We start from the raw sequence: 17,509 nt of genomic DNA, 5'->3' as shown, positions 1-17,509 counted from the left end.
TTAGGCTCTTCTTTCTTGCCGCTTTTTCAGATCGGTTAATCGCTTAATTGTGTACGGTTTCCTTCCAATTGCGTATTTAAGCAACTGATCAACTTCCTCTGGTTTCACAGACCACTCGTTTGGGAATACGCTCATAATGTCCGAAAAAGCCCCTAGACTTAAGTCTTCTACTTTTTCGATAGCTTTATCCCATTCCGCTGCCGGAATGGGCATAGTTAATCCTGGCAAATCGACCTGACCCGCCCTCATGTCAGCTGGAGCTAGTTCCCACATTTGTTGTTCTGATCCGAACCAAAGTCCATGGTCAATGGAGTAGACTCTAGACTCATCTGAATGGTCAAAAATAACTTGCAGATCTTGGGCGTTGCACAGAAGCCAAAGAGCGATGAGTTTAGGGACTCTCTGATAATTTCCATCGCAATCGATGAAACTAATACCACGATCCATCAGATCGACTTCACCTTCGTGAATATCGAGCGTGCCGAATACGGGCCCCTTGTGTAAGGTCTTGGATTTCTCAACGCGTGCCCTGTCCAATTCTGCTGGAACCTGTAATATTTTCCAATCTCGCACTGGTGCGCCGATGACTTTTCCTATTTCTGAACCAACAATTTCGTTGATAATTGACTCATAGCCATCGGGATTCTGTATTTCCTTACACCAATACAAATTATCGTCGGATGCCACGGCAAGGAAAGGTCTCATATTGGATGGGGCTACCCTTCTAGGCAGTTTCACGACGAGGCGGTCATCCTTTTGGATAACTTGCCTGTTATCAATTTTAATCACCGTTGCCATACGACACCTATGTTGTAGATTCAAACGGACATTACTAGTAGTTGAGACTACATCAGCTCCATTTTGATTCGCATCGGACACTAGAAACGTGAAGCAGGTCTCTGAACCTGTTGAACAGTCTGGTCTTGTTTTGGAATTTCCCCTTGCTGGCGGGCATGGTGTCAGCGATGTCGTAGATGCCTTGCAGCGGAAGAAAGCTCGGAAATCCTGGGGCGGCGGTGGTCAACTCGTTAGCGTGCACTGAAGTTTTCTCACTTGGTGAAATTGTCCCGTCATCTGGCATTGCTTTTGGAACTTGTCCACCTTCTTTATGTGCAAACCGCAAATAGGACATCGTAGTTGGTTTGTAGGAACCGGAACGATTAACCAGCTCACCGTGTATCAAAGACATAGCCATACCGTGGGATCAAAAAGGCGAGATGAAGAAGCCACAAGTTCATTTACTGACACTATTCAGACAGGATGAACAGTGTTTACGTCGAAAGCTCGGTACACGCCTGCTCCTTAGCTCACAAAATCTGTTGTTTAATCCTTACCTTCGGCCAGAAATAAAAAGATTGGCCTCCTCTGCGTCTGAAGTGCAAAGAAGGCCAATCAAGTTTGTATGCGCAATTGCTAACAATGCGCTCATTTGGGATAGCGGATGTTATCCGCAGCCATGCGTCGAGGTGGTGGGGTTTCACCCAAGTCTCGGCGCAAGATTAATTTTACTCCTATTCGAAGTGTTTTGACCTCGCCCTTAAAAGAACCCCGGCTTGAGGTGTGGGCTATCCCCACGGCTCAATGGGGTTGCCCTGCCAGGTGGCATTGGCGGGGACGCGGTCACCGCGCATGACCAGCGAGCCGGGGCCGACGGTGCTGGACTTACCAATGAGCGAGGCGGGTAGCGCCACCGAGTGGGAGGCGAGCGTGGAGCCGGCCTCGATGGTGACGGTATCCAGGCTCATCACGCGGTCTTGGAATAGGTGGGTCTGCACCACGGTGCCAGGGCCCACGGAGGCGCCGGCACCGACGTGGCAGAGATCGGTTTCGGGGAACCAATAGGAATCGATCCAGGCGCCCTTGCCAATGTCCACGCCCAGCCCCCGCAGACCCAGGTTGATCTCTCCTGTGCCGTAGGTGTGCTGGAAGAACCACGGGGCGGCGACGACCTCTACGAAGGTGTCTTGCAACTCGTTGAGCCAGACGAAGGCGCTCCACAGCGGGTGGTCGGCCGCGCTGTGGGTGCCCACGCAGATCCACTTCACGGCGATGGTCACAGCCATGGCGATAGCGCCCATCGCCATGAGCACGAGGCCGGAAAGGGCCCAGGTGGTGGGGAAGCCGACATCGGCAAGCAGGTAATACAGCGTCCCCAGGGTGGCGGCGAGCAGCATGGCCGAGAACATCGGCGCGAGCAGGCGCATGGTCTCCACGATGCCGCGGGCGGCCTTGAGCTTAAAACCCGGGTTATAGGTCAGGGCCTCGGCGGACTCGGCGGGGGCATCGACCTGCGCGGCAACACGCCGCATGCGCTCTGGCGGGGAGCCCCACCAGTTGGCGCCGGACTTGGTCTTCTTCGGGGTGGAGGACAGCACGGCGACCAGCGAGTTCTTGGAAAGCTTGCGCCCAGGTGCGGTGATGCCGGAGTTGCCCACGAAGGAGCGCTTGCCCACCTTGGCCTCGCCGGAGTGAATCCAGCCGCCGCCGAGCTCGTAGCCGCCGATCATGGTGTCATCGGCAAGGAAGGCGCCGTCTTTGACGTCCGTGAGCGCGGGGATCATCACGGCGGTGGAAATCTCCACGTCCTTGCCAATGCGCGCACCCAAGGCGCGCAGCCACCGCGGGGTGAGCTGCGAGGCGTACAGCGGGAAGAGCTGCGTGCGGGCCTCATCCATGAGGCGCTCGATGGCCCATAGGCGCCAGCCGGCTGCAGAGCGCACCGGGTTTACGCCCGGCGATATCCCGATAGACAGCACGCGCACCCCCAGCCAGGTCTGCAGCATATAGGTGGCGAAGGCCACGAGCGCCGCGAGGGGAGCGAAGAGGACTGTGCCGATATAGCGATTGCCAGACGTGGCGTGAACCAGCACCAGATCCACGATTGCGGCAATGACAAGCGCGATAAGCGGCTGGGCTGCCAAGAAGAGGGAGGTAGCACCATAAATGGCCACCCACCAGGGGCGGCGCTTGGGCGGCTTAGATGGGAAGCGGTGCTTGGAGCGGCCCACCTTCTTGGCGGGTGAACCGGACCAGCGCTGGCCGTCCTTGATCTTCTTGCGGCCGGTGACGGTGGAACCCGCCTCCACGTGGGCGTACTTGCCCACCACGGTGCCGGGCAGCAGCGTGGAGCGCGCGCCCACGCGGGCGCCTTCCTTGATATCGATGGCGCCGACGTGGAGCACGTCGCCGTCGAGCCAGTAGCCGGTGAGATCGACCTCCGGTTCCACTGCGGCGTGCTTGCCCAAGGTGAGCAGGCCCGTTACCGGCGGTAGAGAGTGTAGATCCACCCCGCGCTTCATTTTTACCCCTAGGGCGCGGGCATAGTTATTGACCCAGGTAGCACCCGCAATGGAGCGCGAACCGGAGGCATCGGCCCATCGTTCAGCGGCCCAGATGCGCAGGTGGGTAGACCCACCGCGTGGGTAATCGCCAGGCGTGATGCCCGCGGTAATCAGGCGCGCGCCAAAGCCGCCGAGGGGGATGCGCCCCAGCGGTGTGGCAAAGATAAGGACGAGCGCGATGACCGCCCACCACGGAAAGGACTGCGCCCACTCCACGCCCAGCGCGGAGGCTGCGGTAGAGCCCAGCATGAGCCAAGCCAGCCAGCTCGTGGCAGTCAAGGCCATGGCGGGAAGTTGAATGAGCGTTTGTACCAACCTGGTCTTAGTACCCACCGGGGTGACCTCGCGCAGCGGTGCCTGCTGTTCCGCGGTGGGCCGCGGTTCCGCACCGGCGATGAGCTCCGCGAGTGAGCCGAGCCGCGGGTGGTCATAAAGATCGCGCACGGCCACGGTGGGGTAGCGCTCGCGAATGTGGCCTACTAGCGTCGCTGCGGCTAGGGAGGTTCCGCCAAGGTCGAAGAAATCGGCGTTTTCGTCTTCCACCGATATGCCGAGGGTCTCGACCCAGAGTTCTGCCAGCCACTTTTCGGTTTCAGTCAGCGTGGTCGATGCCACGCCGACGCCGGGCAGCGGCCACGGCAGCGCCTTCTTATCCACCTTGCCAGAGGTGCGCACGGGCAGCTCATCCATCACGCAGATGCGCGGGACCAGGGCGGCCGGCATGGTTTCGGCCAGGCGCTCGTGGGCTACACCGTGGTTAAAGCCGCGCGATTCATCGTCCAGCGAGACATAGCCCACCAGCACGGACTCGCCGCCTGGGGTCTTTTGCACGGCCACGGCGGAATTATAGACGTTATCCAGCGCGGCGACGTTCGCGTCGACCTCGCCCAGCTCGATGCGGCGCCCGCCGATTTTTACCTGGTCGTCCACGCGGCCCACGAAGTACAGGCCATCTTCTTCCAAGCGCACGTGGTCGCCGGTGCGGTAGGCGCGCTGCCAACCCATGGACTCCAGTGGTGCGTATTTCTCCGCGTCCTTTTCCGGATCCAGGTAGCTTGCCAGGCCCACGCCACCGATGACCAATTCACCGGTTTCACCCAGGGCTACCGGGCGGCCCTGCTTATCGATGACCACCAAATCCCACCCATTCAGCGGCAAACCGATCGAAACCGCGCGCCCTGGAATCATCCGTTGCGCACAGGCGACGACGGTGGCCTCCGTGGGGCCGTAGGTATTCCACATCTCGCGGTCCTCGGTGGCCAAGCGGTCCACCAAGTCTTGGGAACAGGCTTCGCCGCCGACGATAAGCAGGCGGATATTATCCAGCGCCTCGGCCGGCCACAGCCCAGCCAGGGTGGGGACCGTGGACACGACGGTGATATCGCGGCGAATGAGCCATGGGCCCAAGTCCATGCCGGAGCGCACCAAGGATCGCGGCGCTGGGACAAGGCAGCCGCCGTGGCCCCAGGCCAGCCACATTTCCTCGCAAGAGGCGTCGAAGGCGACGGATAGACCAGCCAGCACGCGGTCTTCCGGGCCGAGCGGGCCGTGGGGATGATCGATGAGGAAGAGGCTGGCCTCCGCGTCCACGAAGGCGGCCGCCGAGCGGTGGCTTACGGCCACGCCCTTCGGCTTGCCCGTGGATCCGGAGGTAAAGATGATCCACGCGGTATCTTCTGGCCGCGGGGTCTCGACGCCCTCTGCCGCGTGGCGCGGGTGTTCGCGCAGGAAGCGGAAGCCGTCATCGCTAAAGAGGCCGTCGATGTCGGCCTCGCCGAAGACCATCTCCGCGCGCTCATCCGGATCGTCCGCGTCCACCGGCACGTAGGCCGCGCCGGCGGCCAGGGTGGACAAGATGGCGAGGTAAAGATCCCGCTTGCCGGAAGTCATCCGGATGCCGATGCGATCGCCCCGCCGCACTCCATTGACGTGCAGCTCCGCGGCCCACAGTTGGACCTCGTGGACGAGTTCGGCGTAGGTGATGATTTCGCCATCGTCAAGCGCGGCCGCTTCCGGGTGAATCTCAGCCGTGGTGGTAATGATGTCCCACAACGTGCGCGGGCGCGGGGCCAGATCGCGCAGGAGGTACTGCTGCGGGACGCTAGGTCTACTACACTCTTCTGGTTCGTCCATCCTTATGCCTCGTCCTCGTCCGCGGCGATGATGGCCTTGGCCAGCTTGCGCAGGTGCTTGAGCTGCTTATTGGTGGATACGTCGAGCGCGTCATCCTCGGCGTTGGCGACGAGCTCCGCCAGGTCCTTGTGGGTCTTGGTGCCCTTCTTGGTGCACGCGACGATTTGGCGGCGGCGGTCCTTGGGATCGCGCTCGCGCTTGGCCCAGCCGCGGTCCTCGAGGGCATCAATAAGCCGCACCATATCGGAGGCGTCGATGGCCAAGGTCTCAGACAGGAAGGACTGGGAGGCGGCATCCGCTTCGACGAGGCAGGTAAGCACCCAGAATTCGCGGATGGTGGTCTGCTTAGTCTGCAGGGCCGCCTCGACGCCATCGCGGGTGCGGCGGCGCAGGCGCTCTAGCTGGAAGGACGGGGATTCGAGCAGGGAGGTGGGTATGCCGGAATTATTAGTGGAAGACATACCATCATCATAATCTTAAAAGATGGGTAAAGGCCAATTAATTGCGGATAACCGGCAGGCCATCCGCCTCCCACTGGCTGGTGCCGCCCTCGACATTAATAACATCCCAGCCCAGGGCGTGTTCCAGGTACTGGCAGACCTGCGCGCTGCGCCCGCCCGAGTGGCAGATTACATAAATATCGCGGTCCGGGTCTATTTCCTGGATGCGACCCGTTATCTCACTCATGGGAATATGGGTGGCACCCTGCGCGTGCACGGTGGCCCATTCGTCGTTTTCGCGCACATCGATAAGCTGCGCGCCTGCGGGAACTTCGGTTGGCTGTACGTTTTGCATACCCCGCAGTCTACGTGCCACGCGCTAGCCGCCGTAGGTGGCCGCGGACAGGTACTGCAAGATCGCTTTTACGCGGCGGTTATCCTCGCTGGGGTCCAGGCGCAGCTTGGTAAAGATATTGGAGACGTGCTTGGCCACCGCGGCATTCGAGAGCACCAGCTCGGTGGCGATGTCCTTATTGGACTTCCCGCGCGACATCAGCTCTAAGACCTCGCGCTCGCGCGGGCTGAGCTCGCCCAGTCCGCTGCGCCCAGAGCGCATCAGTGCCTGCGCCACCGTCGGATCGATGACCGTGCCGCCCTGGGCCACCACCTCCAGGCTGGCCAGGAAATCGCGCACCTCAGAGACGCGATCCTTAAGCAGGTACCCGGTGCCCGCATCCGGGGAATCAAACAGTGCCACCGCATACGCCGGCGCCACGTACTGCGATAACACCATCACCGGCAGGCCCGGATAAGCCCGGCGCAGCGCCACCGCCGCCTTCAGCCCATCATCGCCCATCTCCGGCGGCATGCGCACATCCGTTATCACCACATCCGGCAACTGGGCACTCAGCTTGCCGATGACCCCCTCCAGCTCCACCGCCGTTCCCGCCCTGCCCACGACCTCGTGGCCGCGGCGCTCCAAGAGCCCGGCAAGGCCCTCGCGCAGGATCGCGGAGTCATCCGCAATCACAATCCTCAATTCATTCATGCTGATACTCCCGTCTGCCCGCGCTCCAAAAGGAGCGGAATCGTGCACCTTACCCGCGTTGGGCCTCCCTCCGGCGAGGACAGCGACAGCTCCCCGCCAAAGGCTGCGAGCCGCTCGGCCATGCCGGCCAGCCCGCGCCCCGGCTCCACCTGCGCTCCGCCCGGGCCCTCATCCACAACCGAAATACGCAGCGCCGCATCCGAGGTGATGAGCACCGAAACCGGCGCGCCGGGCGCGTGCTTCGCGGCATTGGTCAGCGCCTCGGTGCCGAAGAAATACCCGCAGGCCAGCACGCTGGCGGAAAGCCGCGGCAACGGGTGTGGGGCGTAGACGCTGACGTGGGGGCCGTGGGCGGAGGCGGCATCGGCAAGCGCGGCCACCAAACCGTGATCCTGGAGGACCTGTGGGTGAATGCCGTGCACCGTCGCGCGCAGCGAACGCAGGCCGCGGTCCACGTCCCGCTTCGCGGCCTCCAGCAGCTCGGCCTCGGCCCCGGTGGCATCCAGCAGGGCCTCGCCCAGCTTCATGCTTGCCGCCACCAAATATTGCTGCGCGCCATCGTGCAGATCGCGCTCGATGCGGGCGCGTTCTACCTCGTAGGCATCCGCAATCGCGCGGCGCGAGGCCGTCAGCTCCGCGATGACCCGCGCCTGCCGCTCCTCATTGCTGGTGGCCTGCTTCTTGCTGAAAATCACGCCCCCAAGCCTAATCGCGCGCGCCCCAGGCAGGGGTAAAGCTAGCACTACCCGGAAAGTATCCTTAGCGCTGTAGGAATAGCGCGCCCGGCACGGTGAAATGAACAGCATGACACAGACACTTTCTCTCCACGACATCACGAAGGACTTCGGCGGCGGCCCCGTGCTGGCCGGCATCACCCTGGACATCACCCCGGGCGAGCTCGTCGCCATCATGGGGCCCTCCGGCTCCGGCAAATCCACGCTGCTGCACTGCATGTCCGGCGTGCTCACGCCCACCGACGGCAGCGTCCGCTTTGGTAACGAAAACATCTCCACGCTTTCCGATGCCGCCCGCTCCCGCACCCGCCTCCGCCACTTCGGCTTCGTCTTCCAAGACGGCCAGCTTTTGCCGGAACTGACCAACCTGGACAATGTGGCGCTGCCCGCGATGCTCAACGGGCTGGGCCGGCGCGCGGCCCGTTCGAAGGCGCTGTCGCTGCTCGACCAGCTGGGGCTCGGCGACCTTGCGGACCGCCGCCCCGCCCAAGTCTCCGGCGGCCAGGCCCAGCGCGTGACCATCGCCCGCGCCCTCGTGGCCAACCCCGGCGTCGTCTTTGCCGATGAACCCACCGGTGCCCTCGACCAAGCCACCGGCCACGAGGTCATGCAGATGCTGACCACCACCGTGCGCCAATCCGGCGCCAGCCTGGTCATGGTCACCCATGACCCCAAGGTGGCGGACTGGATGCAGCGCCGCGTGGAAATCCGCGACGGCATCATTCACGATGACCGCCGCCTGGGGGTGCAGCCATGAACACCGCGACCCTAGTCCTCGGCCTCCAGCGCGAATCCGTCCGTGCCCGCTCCGGTGCGGGCATCGTCAGCGTGCTGGCCATCGTGAGCCTGACGCTGGGTTCTGCCATCGCCTTTCTCGTCGCCGGCGGCACCTGGATGTTCTGGCAGCGCGTTCATCACCCAGAAGACGCCGTGCCCGCCCTGCGCGCCGCCGCCGGCGAAAACCCGGAAAACTACTTCTTACCCTGGTTCGTCCTCGCGCTCATGGCCTGCGCGTTTATCGTTCCCGCACTCTTTAACCTGACCGCGCAGGCCGCCGTCCTCGGCGCCTCCGGCCGGGAACAGCGCCTGTCCACCCTCCGCCTTTTGGGCCTAAGCTCCCACCAAGTTGAGCGCATGGCCGCCGTGGAGACCGGCATCCAAGCCCTCATCGGCATCGTGCTGGGCTGGCTCATCAGCGTGCTCATCGCCCCCGTCTTCACGCACGTGAAATTCCAGGACCGCCCCGTCGCCTTCGAGGAAATCATCCTGCCCTGGTGGGGATACCTCGCGGTGGCCGCAGTCCTTTTCCTCCTCGCCCTCGCCGCGGCCCTTGCTGGCATGTGGCGCGTGCGCGTCAGCCCCCTCGGCGTGGCTAAACGCCAGATGCCCGCCGCTTTCCGATGGTGGCGCCTCATCGCCTTCCTCCTCATCGTCATCGTCGGCGGTGTCCTGCTCAAAGGCCAATCCGGTACCCCCGAAATCTCCATGGTCGTCCCGCTCTTCGCGGTGATCATGAGCATCAACCTGGTCGCGCCCTACCTCCTGCAACTCGGCGCGCGCCTTTTGGCTTTGCTCCCCGGCACCGCGCACCTCGTAGCCTGCCAGCGCGTGGGCGCCAACGCCCGCCGCGCCTGGCGGCAAAGCGCGGCCATCGGCTTCTTCGGCTTCCTCGCCGGCTTCCTGATGGGCTCGCCCAATGGCACCGATGCGCTTGCCACCGCTCTGAAAGAAGAACAAGAAACGGGCATCGTGTTCCGAGACGTCTCCACCGGGGTCGTCCTGACCTTGCTCTTCGGCTTCGCGCTGACCAGCATGTCCATCTTCCTCGGCCAAGTATCGTCCGCCTTCGAGGACAAAGAACTCATTCGCTCCCTTGACCTGATGGGCGTGCCGCGCCGCTTCCAATTCCGCGCGAACACCCTCGCCGTGATGGGACCCATCGTCGCGCTCAGTATCTTCGGTTTCCTCTTCGGTGCCGGCATCGCCGGCACAATGTTCTTGAGCATCGTCTGGGACGAAGGCGTCGACCTCGCCGAACGGCTCCTCATTTCCTTCAGCTTCCTCGCCGTGGGCTGGGCGGTGACCTTCCTCGCCATCGCGCTCGTCGAGCCCCTGCGCGGTCACGTTCTCCGCAGTGGCCGCCGCAAGGAATAGCCGGTTTCCTCGGGCGCGCCGGGCTGTGGTTCTGGGGTTTTGGCCCTGGCCCAGACTCTGGCCCGGCTGGGCCTATGCCCGGCCTTGCGCTGGTCAGCTGTTGAGCCAGCCTTGCTTCAGCGCCGCGCGCTTTCATGCCGCCACAAGCGGTGCCACTGCCAGGGAGGACGCGCAAAGGGTCGCTTATTCTTTGCCGTGGCCATTACCTGCTGCACCACGAAATCTGGGTAGTGGTCAATCGTCGTCGCGGTGAAGTGGAGGGGCTTCCAGCCGCGATGGACGGCATCGTTAAGCTTGTGCTGGTCCAACTCAAACTGCCGGCGGTTTTCTCCCCGGTGGTAAGCGTAGCCATCGACCTCGATGGCGATTTTGTGCTCCTTAATCATCAGATCCCAGTGGTAGGGGCCTATTTTTATATTGTTCTGGACCGCGAAATGCGGCGCGAGGGCGCGCGTTAACTGGCGCTCCGGCACGCTATCCGTGCCGATGATCGCCCTGTCCAACGCACGCTTTACCGGCCGCGGAAACCGCTGGTAGTCCAGCTTATTCAGCTCCAGCCGGCTGACCCCATCCTTGCCGGAGTAAAAGTCCTCGAGGAAGGCGACCGCATCATCCTCCGGCATCGCCTCGACCGCCTGCAGTGGATTGCACACGGTGACGCCGTCCCAGGTCAACGCGCCCTTCGGCCGGGCGCGGCGCGAAGTGAAGTACTTACTCGACGGCAGCGATGAGCTGCGCAGGAATTCCAGCGGAAAGCGCAGCGGCTTTTCGACGTGCTTGAGCGCGGCCGAGTAACCGTCGAGCGCGCAATCCGGCCACTCCTCGCTCATGATGCGCGCGAGCTGGTTTGGCGTCGGCTCCTCTGACAGGCAGAAGCCGTTCGCGATCCGGACGGCGCCGTGGCGTACCGCTTGCTGAGCGGCACTTTTCCCCCGAAAAATTTCCATTCGTATCCCTCGATCCCCCGAAACGAAGGTTGTGTAGCCCGGTTGGGCGCTTGTTTGATGCGGTTTGATGCGATCTTGATGCGTTTTAACAAATAGCGGCCTCAAACCCCGCGGTTTCCGCGGCCTATTTGCAAAAACGCATCAGTTGGGCCTCAAAACAGACTTCACGGCCCTAAAACGCCGAGCTCGGCCCCGCAAAAGCGCGGGCCGAGCTCTAAGAGCCCCCGAAGCCCCCGCAAACCCCGCGACCTACTTCAGGCGAGCCTTGGCCTCTTCCAGAATCTTCTCGGCCTCAGCCTTGTCGCCCCAGCCGGAACCGGAAACTTCCTTGTTGGGCTCGAGGTCCTTGTAGTGCACGAAGAAGTGCTCGATTTCGTCCTTGATGTGCTGTTCCACATCGTTGATGTCCTGGTAGCGCTCCCAGCGCGGGTCATCGATGACGGCGAGCAGCTTGTCGTCGCCGCCGGCCTCGTCGGTCATCTTGAACACGCCGACGATGCGGGCTTCAACGATGACGCCGGGGAAAACGGGCTCGGGGAGGATGACGAGGGCGTCGAGGGGGTCGCCGTCTTCGCCAAGCGTGTGGTCGATGAAGCCGTAGTCGGCGGGGTAGGCCATTGGGGTGAACAGGTAGCGGTCCAGGTAGACCTTGCCGGACTCGTGGTCCACCTCGTACTTATTGCGGGAGCCCTTTGGGATTTCAATGGTTACTTCAACGCTCACAGCGATGTCCTCCATGTGGGATTGGGTATTAATTACTGTCAATAGTCTAGCGCGTCGCCCATCCGCGCTAGGGTTAGTGGCGATGAAAGCAAAGAAGGTTTGGTGGTCAGTAACCGCGCTGGTGGTCACGGCGGCGGTCGGGGGCACGGTTGCGCTGGGGGTTACCATCCAGCGCGAGTACGGCGATCTTTCGCATGGCGAGGCCGAAACGGTCCAGGCCCCGGAAAATCCCCTGCAGCCGGCTAAGGCGCAGGACGTGGATTTTGCGGCGCTCAGCGCAAAGCTCGATGAGCTGGGCAAGAACGAGGATTTGGCCACCTTTGGCGGGCAGGTCATCGATAGTGAGACCGGCACGGTGGTGTGGGAGCGCGATGCAGATAAGGCGCTGACCCCGGCTTCCTCGACGAAGGTGCTGACCACCGCCGCGGCAACGCTGGCCCTGGATGAGTCCAAGCGGATTACCACCAAGGTCTACCGCGGCAAGGACCCGAACAACGTGGTGATCAAGGCGGCTGGCGATGTCTGGATGACCAACGAGCAGCTCGATGACCTCGCGGACCAGATTAAAAAGACCGGCACCCAGGCGGCGGGCGTGTACATCGATACCTCCGCGTGGGCGGGCGAGCCGCAGGCGCCTGGCTGGGATCCGGAGAACGTGGATGAGGGCTTCGTCGCGCCCATGGAACCGGCCATGCTCTACGGCGGGCGCATTGGCGCTACGGAGGGCGATGTCCCGCGCAGCCACACCCCGGCCCTCGACGTCGCGGGCGAGCTGGCCAAGCGCCTGGGCACGGATAAATTCGCCCCCGGCACGGTGACGGAAGGCGCGGAGGAGCTGGCCAGCGTCGAGTCGGCGCCCCTCAGCGAGCGCGCGCTGGAGATGGTGCGGCATTCCGATAACGTCATGGCGGAGGCCATTGCCCGCGAGCTTGCCGATGCCCGCGGCAAACAGCCCAGCTTCCAGGCCGACACCCAAGCCACGCTGGACGTGCTCCGTGAGCACGGGTTCGATGTCAGCGGCGTGGATATCAAGGACAACTCGGGTCTTTCTGTAGATAATCGGTTGAGCGCGAGCGTGCTGGCGGAGATTGTCAACGGCGCGGTCGAAGAACCGCAGCTGCGCCCCTTGGCGGCGTATTTGCCGGTGGCCGGTGGTGACGGCACGCTGCACGAGCGCTACGGGGAGTCCGCGGCGCGCGGGTTCGTCCGGGCGAAGACCGGCACCTTGACGGGTGTTTCCGCGCTGGCGGGCACCGCGCAAGGCCAATCCGGGCGCGTGTATTCCTTTGCGTTCTTGGTCAATGATGGCGAGATTATGGCGGCGCGCGCGGCCCAAGATGACCTCGCTGCGGCGCTGCACGAGTTCTAGATGAGCCTGCAGCCTGGAGTAACGCCGTTTTGGCCGCGGGTTTCGCCGCATTTTTTGGTCTGCCGGCGCGCGGTCCGCGCGGCACAGTTGGACCATACCGTGGCGGTGGGGCTATCCGGCGGCGCGGATTCCTTGGCACTGTGCGCGGCAATGATCGCTGAGGGTCATGACGTGATCGCGCTGTGCGTCGACCACGGATTGCAGGATGGCTCGCGTGAGCAGGCTGAAAGGGCCGCTCGGCAAGCAGAAAGCTTGGGTGCGCGGGCGCGGGTGCTCGCAGTTCGGGTACTGGAGGAAGCGGGGAATTCGCTGGAAGCGGTGGCTAGGCAAGCGCGCTACCAAGCGATGTCCGCAGCCGCGCGCGAAGACGGAGCTTCGCGCAGAGGAGGAGGGCCGCTGGAGATTGCCGTGGCGCACACGGCCGATGACCAGGCGGAAACGCTCCTCCTTGGCGCCCTGCGCGGCCGGGTGGCCGGCATGCCGGAGCGAGCAGTGGTCGAAGGCGCGCGGGTGGTGCGGCCATTTCTGCAGGTACGCCGTGCCGATACGGAGGGCGCGTGCGCGGAGCTGGGGCTGGACGTGTGGCAGGACCCGCAGAACGCGGATACGGATTTTCGGCGGGTAGCGCTGCGACGGGAGATCATCCCAGAGTTGTCTCGGGTTATCGGCGGTGATGCGGTGCCGGCGCTGGCGCAGGCGGCGATGGATACCGCGCGCGATGAAGAATACCTCGCCACGGCGGCCACCGCGGACTGTGCGGAATTGGCCGCGCTGCCGGAGCCGCGACGCCGGCGCGCTATTGCGGCCTGGCTCATCGAGCGGGGAGTGAAGGTGACGAGGGAAGGGCTTGGGGGCATCGGCAAGCTGTGTACCAACTGGCACGGACAAGGGCCGGTGGCTGTGAGTTCGGCGCGGCAGGCGGGGCAGAGGTTGGAAGTAGCACGTATAGGTGGCAAACTGGCACTATTGTCTGGTCATTAAAGGAGCGCACACGTGCACGACAAGAAAGACTTCGCCGTCCCCGCAAACCGCTACGGAGACGATGTAGAAGCAATCCTCATCACGGAAGAGGAAATTAAAGACCGCGTCCAGCAGCTGGCGGATGCGGTATCTGAGAAATATGCCGACGCCGAGCAAGACCTGCTTTTGGTCTGCGTATTAAAGGGTGCGGCCTTTTTCCTGACGGACTTCGCGCGCAAGCTATCCATACCCTCGGAGCTGGAGTTTATGGCCGTCTCCTCGTACGGCGCCTCCACGTCTTCTTCTGGGGTGGTGCGCATCTTGAAGGACTTGGACCGGGATATCGCCGGGCGCGATGTGGTCATTGTGGAAGACATCATTGACTCGGGCCTGACGCTATCCTGGCTCATTCGCAACCTGCGGGGGCGCAACCCGAAGTCGCTCAACGTGGTGACCTTGTTGCGCAAGCCGGAAGTGGTAAAGGCGCAGATCGATCTGCTCGATGTGGGCTTTGATATCCCCAATGAATTCGTCATTGGCTATGGCCTTGACTACGCGGAACGCTACCGCGACCTGCCCTTTGTGGGCACCCTTCACCCTGATGTCTATACCACCAACTAAAATCGCGCAGTAATGAAAAACAATAAACTCCTTCGCTACGGCGGCATTGCGGCGCTGATCCTCGTAGCGCTGTACGCCTTTACGTTCTTTACCAACGAGACCCGCGGCTACGTGGACGCGGATACTTCCGTGGCCTTAAAACAGCTGCAGGATAAAAACGTTGACGAGGTAGAAATTGATGACCGCGAGCAGCGCCTGCGCATCAAGCTCAAGGATGAAATCACGGTAGAAGAGCGCGAGGGCGTAGAAGAGATCGTGTCTCAGTACCCCGCGCGCGCCTCGGAGCAGGTCTTTGATGCGGTCAAGGATTCGGGTGCGGAGAAGTACGAGACCAACGTCACCCAGGAATCCTTCTTGGGCTCTATGCTCAGCTTCCTGCTGCCGATGATCATCCTCTTCGGCCTGCTGTTCTGGCTCATGTCCCGCATGCAGCAGGGTGCTGGCGGCATGTTCGGCATCGGCGGCTCCAAGGCCAAGGAACTGACCAAGGATATGCCGACCAATACCTTCGAGGATGTTGCCGGCGCCGATGAGGCCGTGGATGAGCTGCAGGAAATCAAGGACTTCCTGGAGGATCCGACGCGCTACCACGACTTGGGCGCTAAGATTCCGCGTGGCGTGCTGCTTTATGGCCCTCCGGGTACCGGTAAGACCTTGTTGGCCCGCGCCGTTGCGGGCGAGGCCGGCGTGCCGTTTTATTCCATCTCCGGTTCGGACTTCGTGGAGATGTTCGTCGGTGTCGGTGCCTCCCGCGTGCGCGACCTGTTCAAGCAAGCCAAGGAGCACAGCCCGTGCATCATCTTCGTGGACGAGATCGACGCCGTGGGCCGCCAGCGCGGATCCGGTACCGGCGGCGGGCACGATGAGCGCGAGCAGACCCTGAACCAGCTGCTGGTGGAGATGGACGGCTTCGGCGACCGCGAGGGCGTGATCCTCATCGCGGCCACCAACCGTCCCGATATTTTGGACCCCGCATTGCTGCGCCCGGGCCGTTTCGACCGCCAGATTCCGGTCACCAACCCGGATCTGGCCGGCCGCGAGCAGATCCTGCGCGTGCACGCCAAGGACAAGCCCTTGGCAGAAGAGGTCGATGTGGCGCAGCTGGCCAAGCGCACCGCCGGCATGTCCGGTGCGGACCTTGCCAATGTGCTTAACGAGGCCGCGCTTCTCACTGCCCGCATCGGCGGCAACGTCATTACTTACGACGCGCTGGAAGAGGCCACCGACCGCGTGGTGGGCGGGCCACGGCGCCAGGGCAAGATCATCTCCGAGCACGAGAAGAAGGTCACCGCCTACCACGAGGGCGGCCACACCCTGTCCGCGTGGGCGCTGAAGGATATCGAGCGCGTGTACAAGGTCACCATCTTGGCCCGCGGTCGCACCGGTGGTCACGCCATGACCTCGCAGGAAGACGACAAGGGCATGTACACCCGCGATGAGCTGTTTTCCCGCTTGGTCTTTGCCATGGGCGGCCGCGCCGCCGAGGAATTGGTCTTCGGTGCTCCCACCACTGGCGCGTCCTCCGATATTGAGAACGCCACCAAGATCGCCCGCGCGATGCTGACGGAATACGGCTTTTCGCCCGACCTGGGCACCGTCAAGTATGGCCAGGAGCAGGGCGATCCGTTCAGCCACATGGGCGGGGGCGGCGGCTCCATCGATTATTCGGATGACGTTGCCGCCAAGATCGACGAGCAGATGCGCTACCTCCTCGAGCGCGCGCACGAGCAGGCCTACGACATCTTGCGCACCAACCGCGAGTTCCTGGACAAGCTGGCCGAGGCCCTCCTTGAGAAGGAGACCCTGCGCCGGCCGGATCTGGAGAGCATCTTCGACGGCATCGTCCCGCGCGATGCCTACGATGTCTTCCCCGGCGAAGACGATCGCTTCCCGCGCCAGATTGGTTACGCGCCGGTCAAGACCCCGGTCGAGCTGGCCAAGGAGCGCGGCGAGGAACTTCCCAAACGCATGACGCTTCTCGATGCCTCCCGTGCAGCCCGCGAGCGCCGCCTCGCCGGCGAAGAGCTCAAGGGCGAGGTTGGCTTTAACTTTGGCCAGCACGCCGGCGACTACGTGAACCCCGAAACAGTGCGCGAGCTGCACGGCGGCGGCGATGGCCGCAGCGGCCGCAGCGGCCGCAACACCGGTAGCGATGGCCGCGGCAAGGACCGCGAGAACCACGGCGACCACGACCGCGCGGACCACAGCAACCACGGCAGCAACGACCGCGGGGACCGCGACGGTGGGGAAGGGCGAGCGGATTCGGCATCGGAAAGCAGGGGCAAGCACCACAAGCCAGAGGGAGAAACCAGCCAATGGTTCACCCCAGGCTGGAATGAGTCTTCCCGCCGCGATAACCCCTACGCGCGCGATGCGGAAAAGCCGCGCGATGATAAAGAGTAAGAAGTACGTGCATGTCTGAAAATCACACTGATAACCAGCAGGTGCCCGCCCGAGCACCGTATGACCAGGAGCGCGCGGAGGCGGCCGTTCGCGAGTTGCTCCTTGCCGTGGGCGAGGACCCCGACCGTGAAGGCCTGCGCGAAACCCCGGCACGCGTGGCCCGCGCTTACCGGGAGGTATTCGCCGGCCTGCACGAGGACCCGACGGAGGTGCTGCACAAGACCTTCGCGGAGGACCACCAGGAACTGGTCTTGGTGCGCGATATCCCGATTTATTCCACCTGCGAGCACCACCTCGTGCCGTTTTATGGGGTGGCGCATATTGGTTATATCCCCGGCAAGGATGGACACGTCACTGGGCTAAGCAAGCTTGCGCGCCTGGCGGATATGTATGCCAAGCGCCCGCAGGTTCAAGAGCGCCTGACCCAGCAGATTGCCGATGCCCTCGTGAATGTCCTCGAGGCCCAATCCGTCATCGTGGTCATCGAGTGCGAGCACCTGTGCATGGCCATGCGCGGCATCCGAAAGCCGGGCGCGACCACAACGACCTCCGCGGTGCGCGGAGGGTTTAAAAATAACGCGGCCTCGCGCGCGGAAGTGCTCAGCTTTATTCGTACGTAGCGCGTACGCAGTCGAG

The 17,509-nt window shown here is 63.0% G+C and carries 15 protein-coding genes; 7 read left to right on the top strand and 8 right to left on the bottom strand.

What is annotated here, in order from left to right; all coding sequences use genetic code 11:
- The 6 genes from HMPREF1287_RS11940 to HMPREF1287_RS06820 all read right to left on the bottom strand — a co-directional run bounded on the left by HMPREF1287_RS11940 (nucleotide 1) and on the right by HMPREF1287_RS06820 (nucleotide 7,768).
- Nucleotides 1–798: a HipA family kinase gene (locus HMPREF1287_RS11940; RefSeq protein ID WP_023018003.1), complete on the bottom strand. Its 798-nt coding sequence runs from the start codon at nucleotides 796–798 to the stop codon at nucleotides 1–3.
- Between the two features lie 767 nt (nucleotides 799–1,565).
- On the bottom strand, nucleotides 1,566–5,474 hold the full coding sequence (locus HMPREF1287_RS06840; protein WP_023018002.1) for a Pls/PosA family non-ribosomal peptide synthetase: 3,909 nt from the start codon (nucleotides 5,472–5,474) through the stop codon (nucleotides 1,566–1,568).
- 2 nt (nucleotides 5,475–5,476) lie between these two features.
- On the bottom strand, nucleotides 5,477–5,935 hold the full coding sequence (locus HMPREF1287_RS06835; protein WP_005284892.1) for a MarR family winged helix-turn-helix transcriptional regulator: 459 nt from the start codon (nucleotides 5,933–5,935) through the stop codon (nucleotides 5,477–5,479).
- 37 nt (nucleotides 5,936–5,972) lie between these two features.
- Nucleotides 5,973–6,269: a rhodanese-like domain-containing protein gene (locus HMPREF1287_RS06830; RefSeq protein WP_023018001.1), complete on the bottom strand. Its 297-nt coding sequence runs from the start codon at nucleotides 6,267–6,269 to the stop codon at nucleotides 5,973–5,975.
- 24 nt (nucleotides 6,270–6,293) lie between these two features.
- Nucleotides 6,294–6,962: a response regulator transcription factor gene (locus HMPREF1287_RS06825; protein WP_023018000.1), complete on the bottom strand. Its 669-nt coding sequence runs from the start codon at nucleotides 6,960–6,962 to the stop codon at nucleotides 6,294–6,296.
- Nucleotides 6,959–7,768, bottom strand: coding sequence for a sensor histidine kinase (locus HMPREF1287_RS06820; RefSeq protein ID WP_232218826.1), 810 nt, complete (start codon nucleotides 7,766–7,768; stop codon nucleotides 6,959–6,961). Before HMPREF1287_RS06820 ends, HMPREF1287_RS06825 begins: the two co-directional genes overlap by 4 nt.
- Here HMPREF1287_RS06820 and HMPREF1287_RS06815 point away from each other — a divergent pair.
- Both HMPREF1287_RS06815 and HMPREF1287_RS06810 read left to right on the top strand, forming a co-directional pair.
- Nucleotides 7,767–8,453, top strand: coding sequence for an ABC transporter ATP-binding protein (locus HMPREF1287_RS06815; protein ID WP_034654474.1), 687 nt, complete (start codon nucleotides 7,767–7,769; stop codon nucleotides 8,451–8,453). The genes HMPREF1287_RS06820 and HMPREF1287_RS06815 overlap by 2 nt on opposite strands.
- Nucleotides 8,450–9,850 (top strand): FtsX-like permease family protein, encoded by a 1,401-nt coding sequence (locus HMPREF1287_RS06810; RefSeq protein WP_023017997.1) that lies wholly within the window; start codon nucleotides 8,450–8,452, stop codon nucleotides 9,848–9,850. The genes HMPREF1287_RS06815 and HMPREF1287_RS06810 overlap by 4 nt, the downstream gene beginning before the upstream one ends.
- A 116-nt stretch (nucleotides 9,851–9,966) precedes the next feature.
- On the opposite strand, the gene HMPREF1287_RS06805 is transcribed toward HMPREF1287_RS06810, so the two are convergent.
- Together HMPREF1287_RS06805 and HMPREF1287_RS06800 are read right to left on the bottom strand one after the other, a co-directional pair.
- On the bottom strand, nucleotides 9,967–10,797 hold the full coding sequence (locus HMPREF1287_RS06805) for a hypothetical protein (protein ID WP_023017996.1): 831 nt from the start codon (nucleotides 10,795–10,797) through the stop codon (nucleotides 9,967–9,969).
- A gap of 249 nt (nucleotides 10,798–11,046) precedes the next feature.
- On the bottom strand, nucleotides 11,047–11,520 hold the full coding sequence (locus tag HMPREF1287_RS06800) for an inorganic diphosphatase (RefSeq protein WP_023017995.1): 474 nt from the start codon (nucleotides 11,518–11,520) through the stop codon (nucleotides 11,047–11,049).
- A gap of 82 nt (nucleotides 11,521–11,602) precedes the next feature.
- Here HMPREF1287_RS06800 and dacB point away from each other — a divergent pair, with 82 nt between their 5' ends.
- The 5 genes from dacB to folE are packed head-to-tail and all read left to right on the top strand — an operon-like array spanning nucleotide 11,603 to nucleotide 17,493.
- The gene (gene dacB, locus HMPREF1287_RS06795; RefSeq protein ID WP_034654472.1) at nucleotides 11,603–12,889 is read left to right on the top strand and encodes a D-alanyl-D-alanine carboxypeptidase/D-alanyl-D-alanine-endopeptidase; all 1,287 of its coding nucleotides are present in this window, start codon (nucleotides 11,603–11,605) and stop codon (nucleotides 12,887–12,889) included.
- A complete protein-coding gene (tilS, locus tag HMPREF1287_RS06790; protein WP_023017993.1) occupies nucleotides 12,890–13,870 on the top strand; it encodes a tRNA lysidine(34) synthetase TilS in 981 nt (326 codons plus the stop codon).
- 12 nt (nucleotides 13,871–13,882) lie between these two features.
- A complete protein-coding gene (gene hpt / locus HMPREF1287_RS06785; RefSeq protein ID WP_005279498.1) occupies nucleotides 13,883–14,470 on the top strand; it encodes a hypoxanthine phosphoribosyltransferase in 588 nt (195 codons plus the stop codon).
- Between the two features lie 12 nt (nucleotides 14,471–14,482).
- Nucleotides 14,483–16,873, top strand: coding sequence for an ATP-dependent zinc metalloprotease FtsH (gene ftsH / locus HMPREF1287_RS06780; RefSeq protein WP_023017992.1), 2,391 nt, complete (start codon nucleotides 14,483–14,485; stop codon nucleotides 16,871–16,873).
- Between the two features lie 11 nt (nucleotides 16,874–16,884).
- Nucleotides 16,885–17,493, top strand: a complete 609-nt coding sequence (gene folE, locus HMPREF1287_RS06775; protein ID WP_005284855.1) for a GTP cyclohydrolase I FolE — start codon at nucleotides 16,885–16,887, stop codon at nucleotides 17,491–17,493.
- The last annotated feature ends 16 nt before the right edge of the window (nucleotides 17,494–17,509 follow it).

It is taken from the genome of Corynebacterium sp. KPL1986 (assembly GCF_000477975.1).
Classification (GTDB): domain Bacteria; phylum Actinomycetota; class Actinomycetes; order Mycobacteriales; family Mycobacteriaceae; genus Corynebacterium; species Corynebacterium accolens.
This window is presented reverse-complemented; position numbering and strand designations above follow the sequence as displayed.

Excerpts from the sequence above, each read along its gene's own strand:
- HMPREF1287_RS06825 (WP_023018000.1), bottom strand. The coding sequence starts at position 6,962 with ATGAATGAATTGAGGATTGTGATTGCGGATGACTCCGCGATCCTGCGC.
- folE (WP_005284855.1), top strand. The coding sequence starts at position 16,885 with ATGTCTGAAAATCACACTGATAACCAGCAGGTGCCCGCCCGAGCACCG.
- HMPREF1287_RS06830 (WP_023018001.1), bottom strand. The coding sequence starts at position 6,269 with ATGCAAAACGTACAGCCAACCGAAGTTCCCGCAGGCGCGCAGCTTATC.
- HMPREF1287_RS11940 (WP_023018003.1), bottom strand. The coding sequence starts at position 798 with ATGGCAACGGTGATTAAAATTGATAACAGGCAAGTTATCCAAAAGGAT.
- HMPREF1287_RS06810 (WP_023017997.1), top strand. The coding sequence starts at position 8,450 with ATGAACACCGCGACCCTAGTCCTCGGCCTCCAGCGCGAATCCGTCCGT.
- dacB (WP_034654472.1), top strand. The coding sequence starts at position 11,603 with ATGAAAGCAAAGAAGGTTTGGTGGTCAGTAACCGCGCTGGTGGTCACG.
- tilS (WP_023017993.1), top strand. The coding sequence starts at position 12,890 with ATGAGCCTGCAGCCTGGAGTAACGCCGTTTTGGCCGCGGGTTTCGCCG.
- HMPREF1287_RS06820 (WP_232218826.1), bottom strand. The coding sequence starts at position 7,768 with ATGCTGTTCATTTCACCGTGCCGGGCGCGCTATTCCTACAGCGCTAAG.
- HMPREF1287_RS06840 (WP_023018002.1), bottom strand. The coding sequence starts at position 5,474 with ATGGACGAACCAGAAGAGTGTAGTAGACCTAGCGTCCCGCAGCAGTAC.
- HMPREF1287_RS06815 (WP_034654474.1), top strand. The coding sequence starts at position 7,767 with ATGACACAGACACTTTCTCTCCACGACATCACGAAGGACTTCGGCGGC.
- HMPREF1287_RS06805 (WP_023017996.1), bottom strand. The coding sequence starts at position 10,797 with ATGGAAATTTTTCGGGGGAAAAGTGCCGCTCAGCAAGCGGTACGCCAC.
- HMPREF1287_RS06835 (WP_005284892.1), bottom strand. The coding sequence starts at position 5,935 with ATGTCTTCCACTAATAATTCCGGCATACCCACCTCCCTGCTCGAATCC.
- ftsH (WP_023017992.1), top strand. The coding sequence starts at position 14,483 with ATGAAAAACAATAAACTCCTTCGCTACGGCGGCATTGCGGCGCTGATC.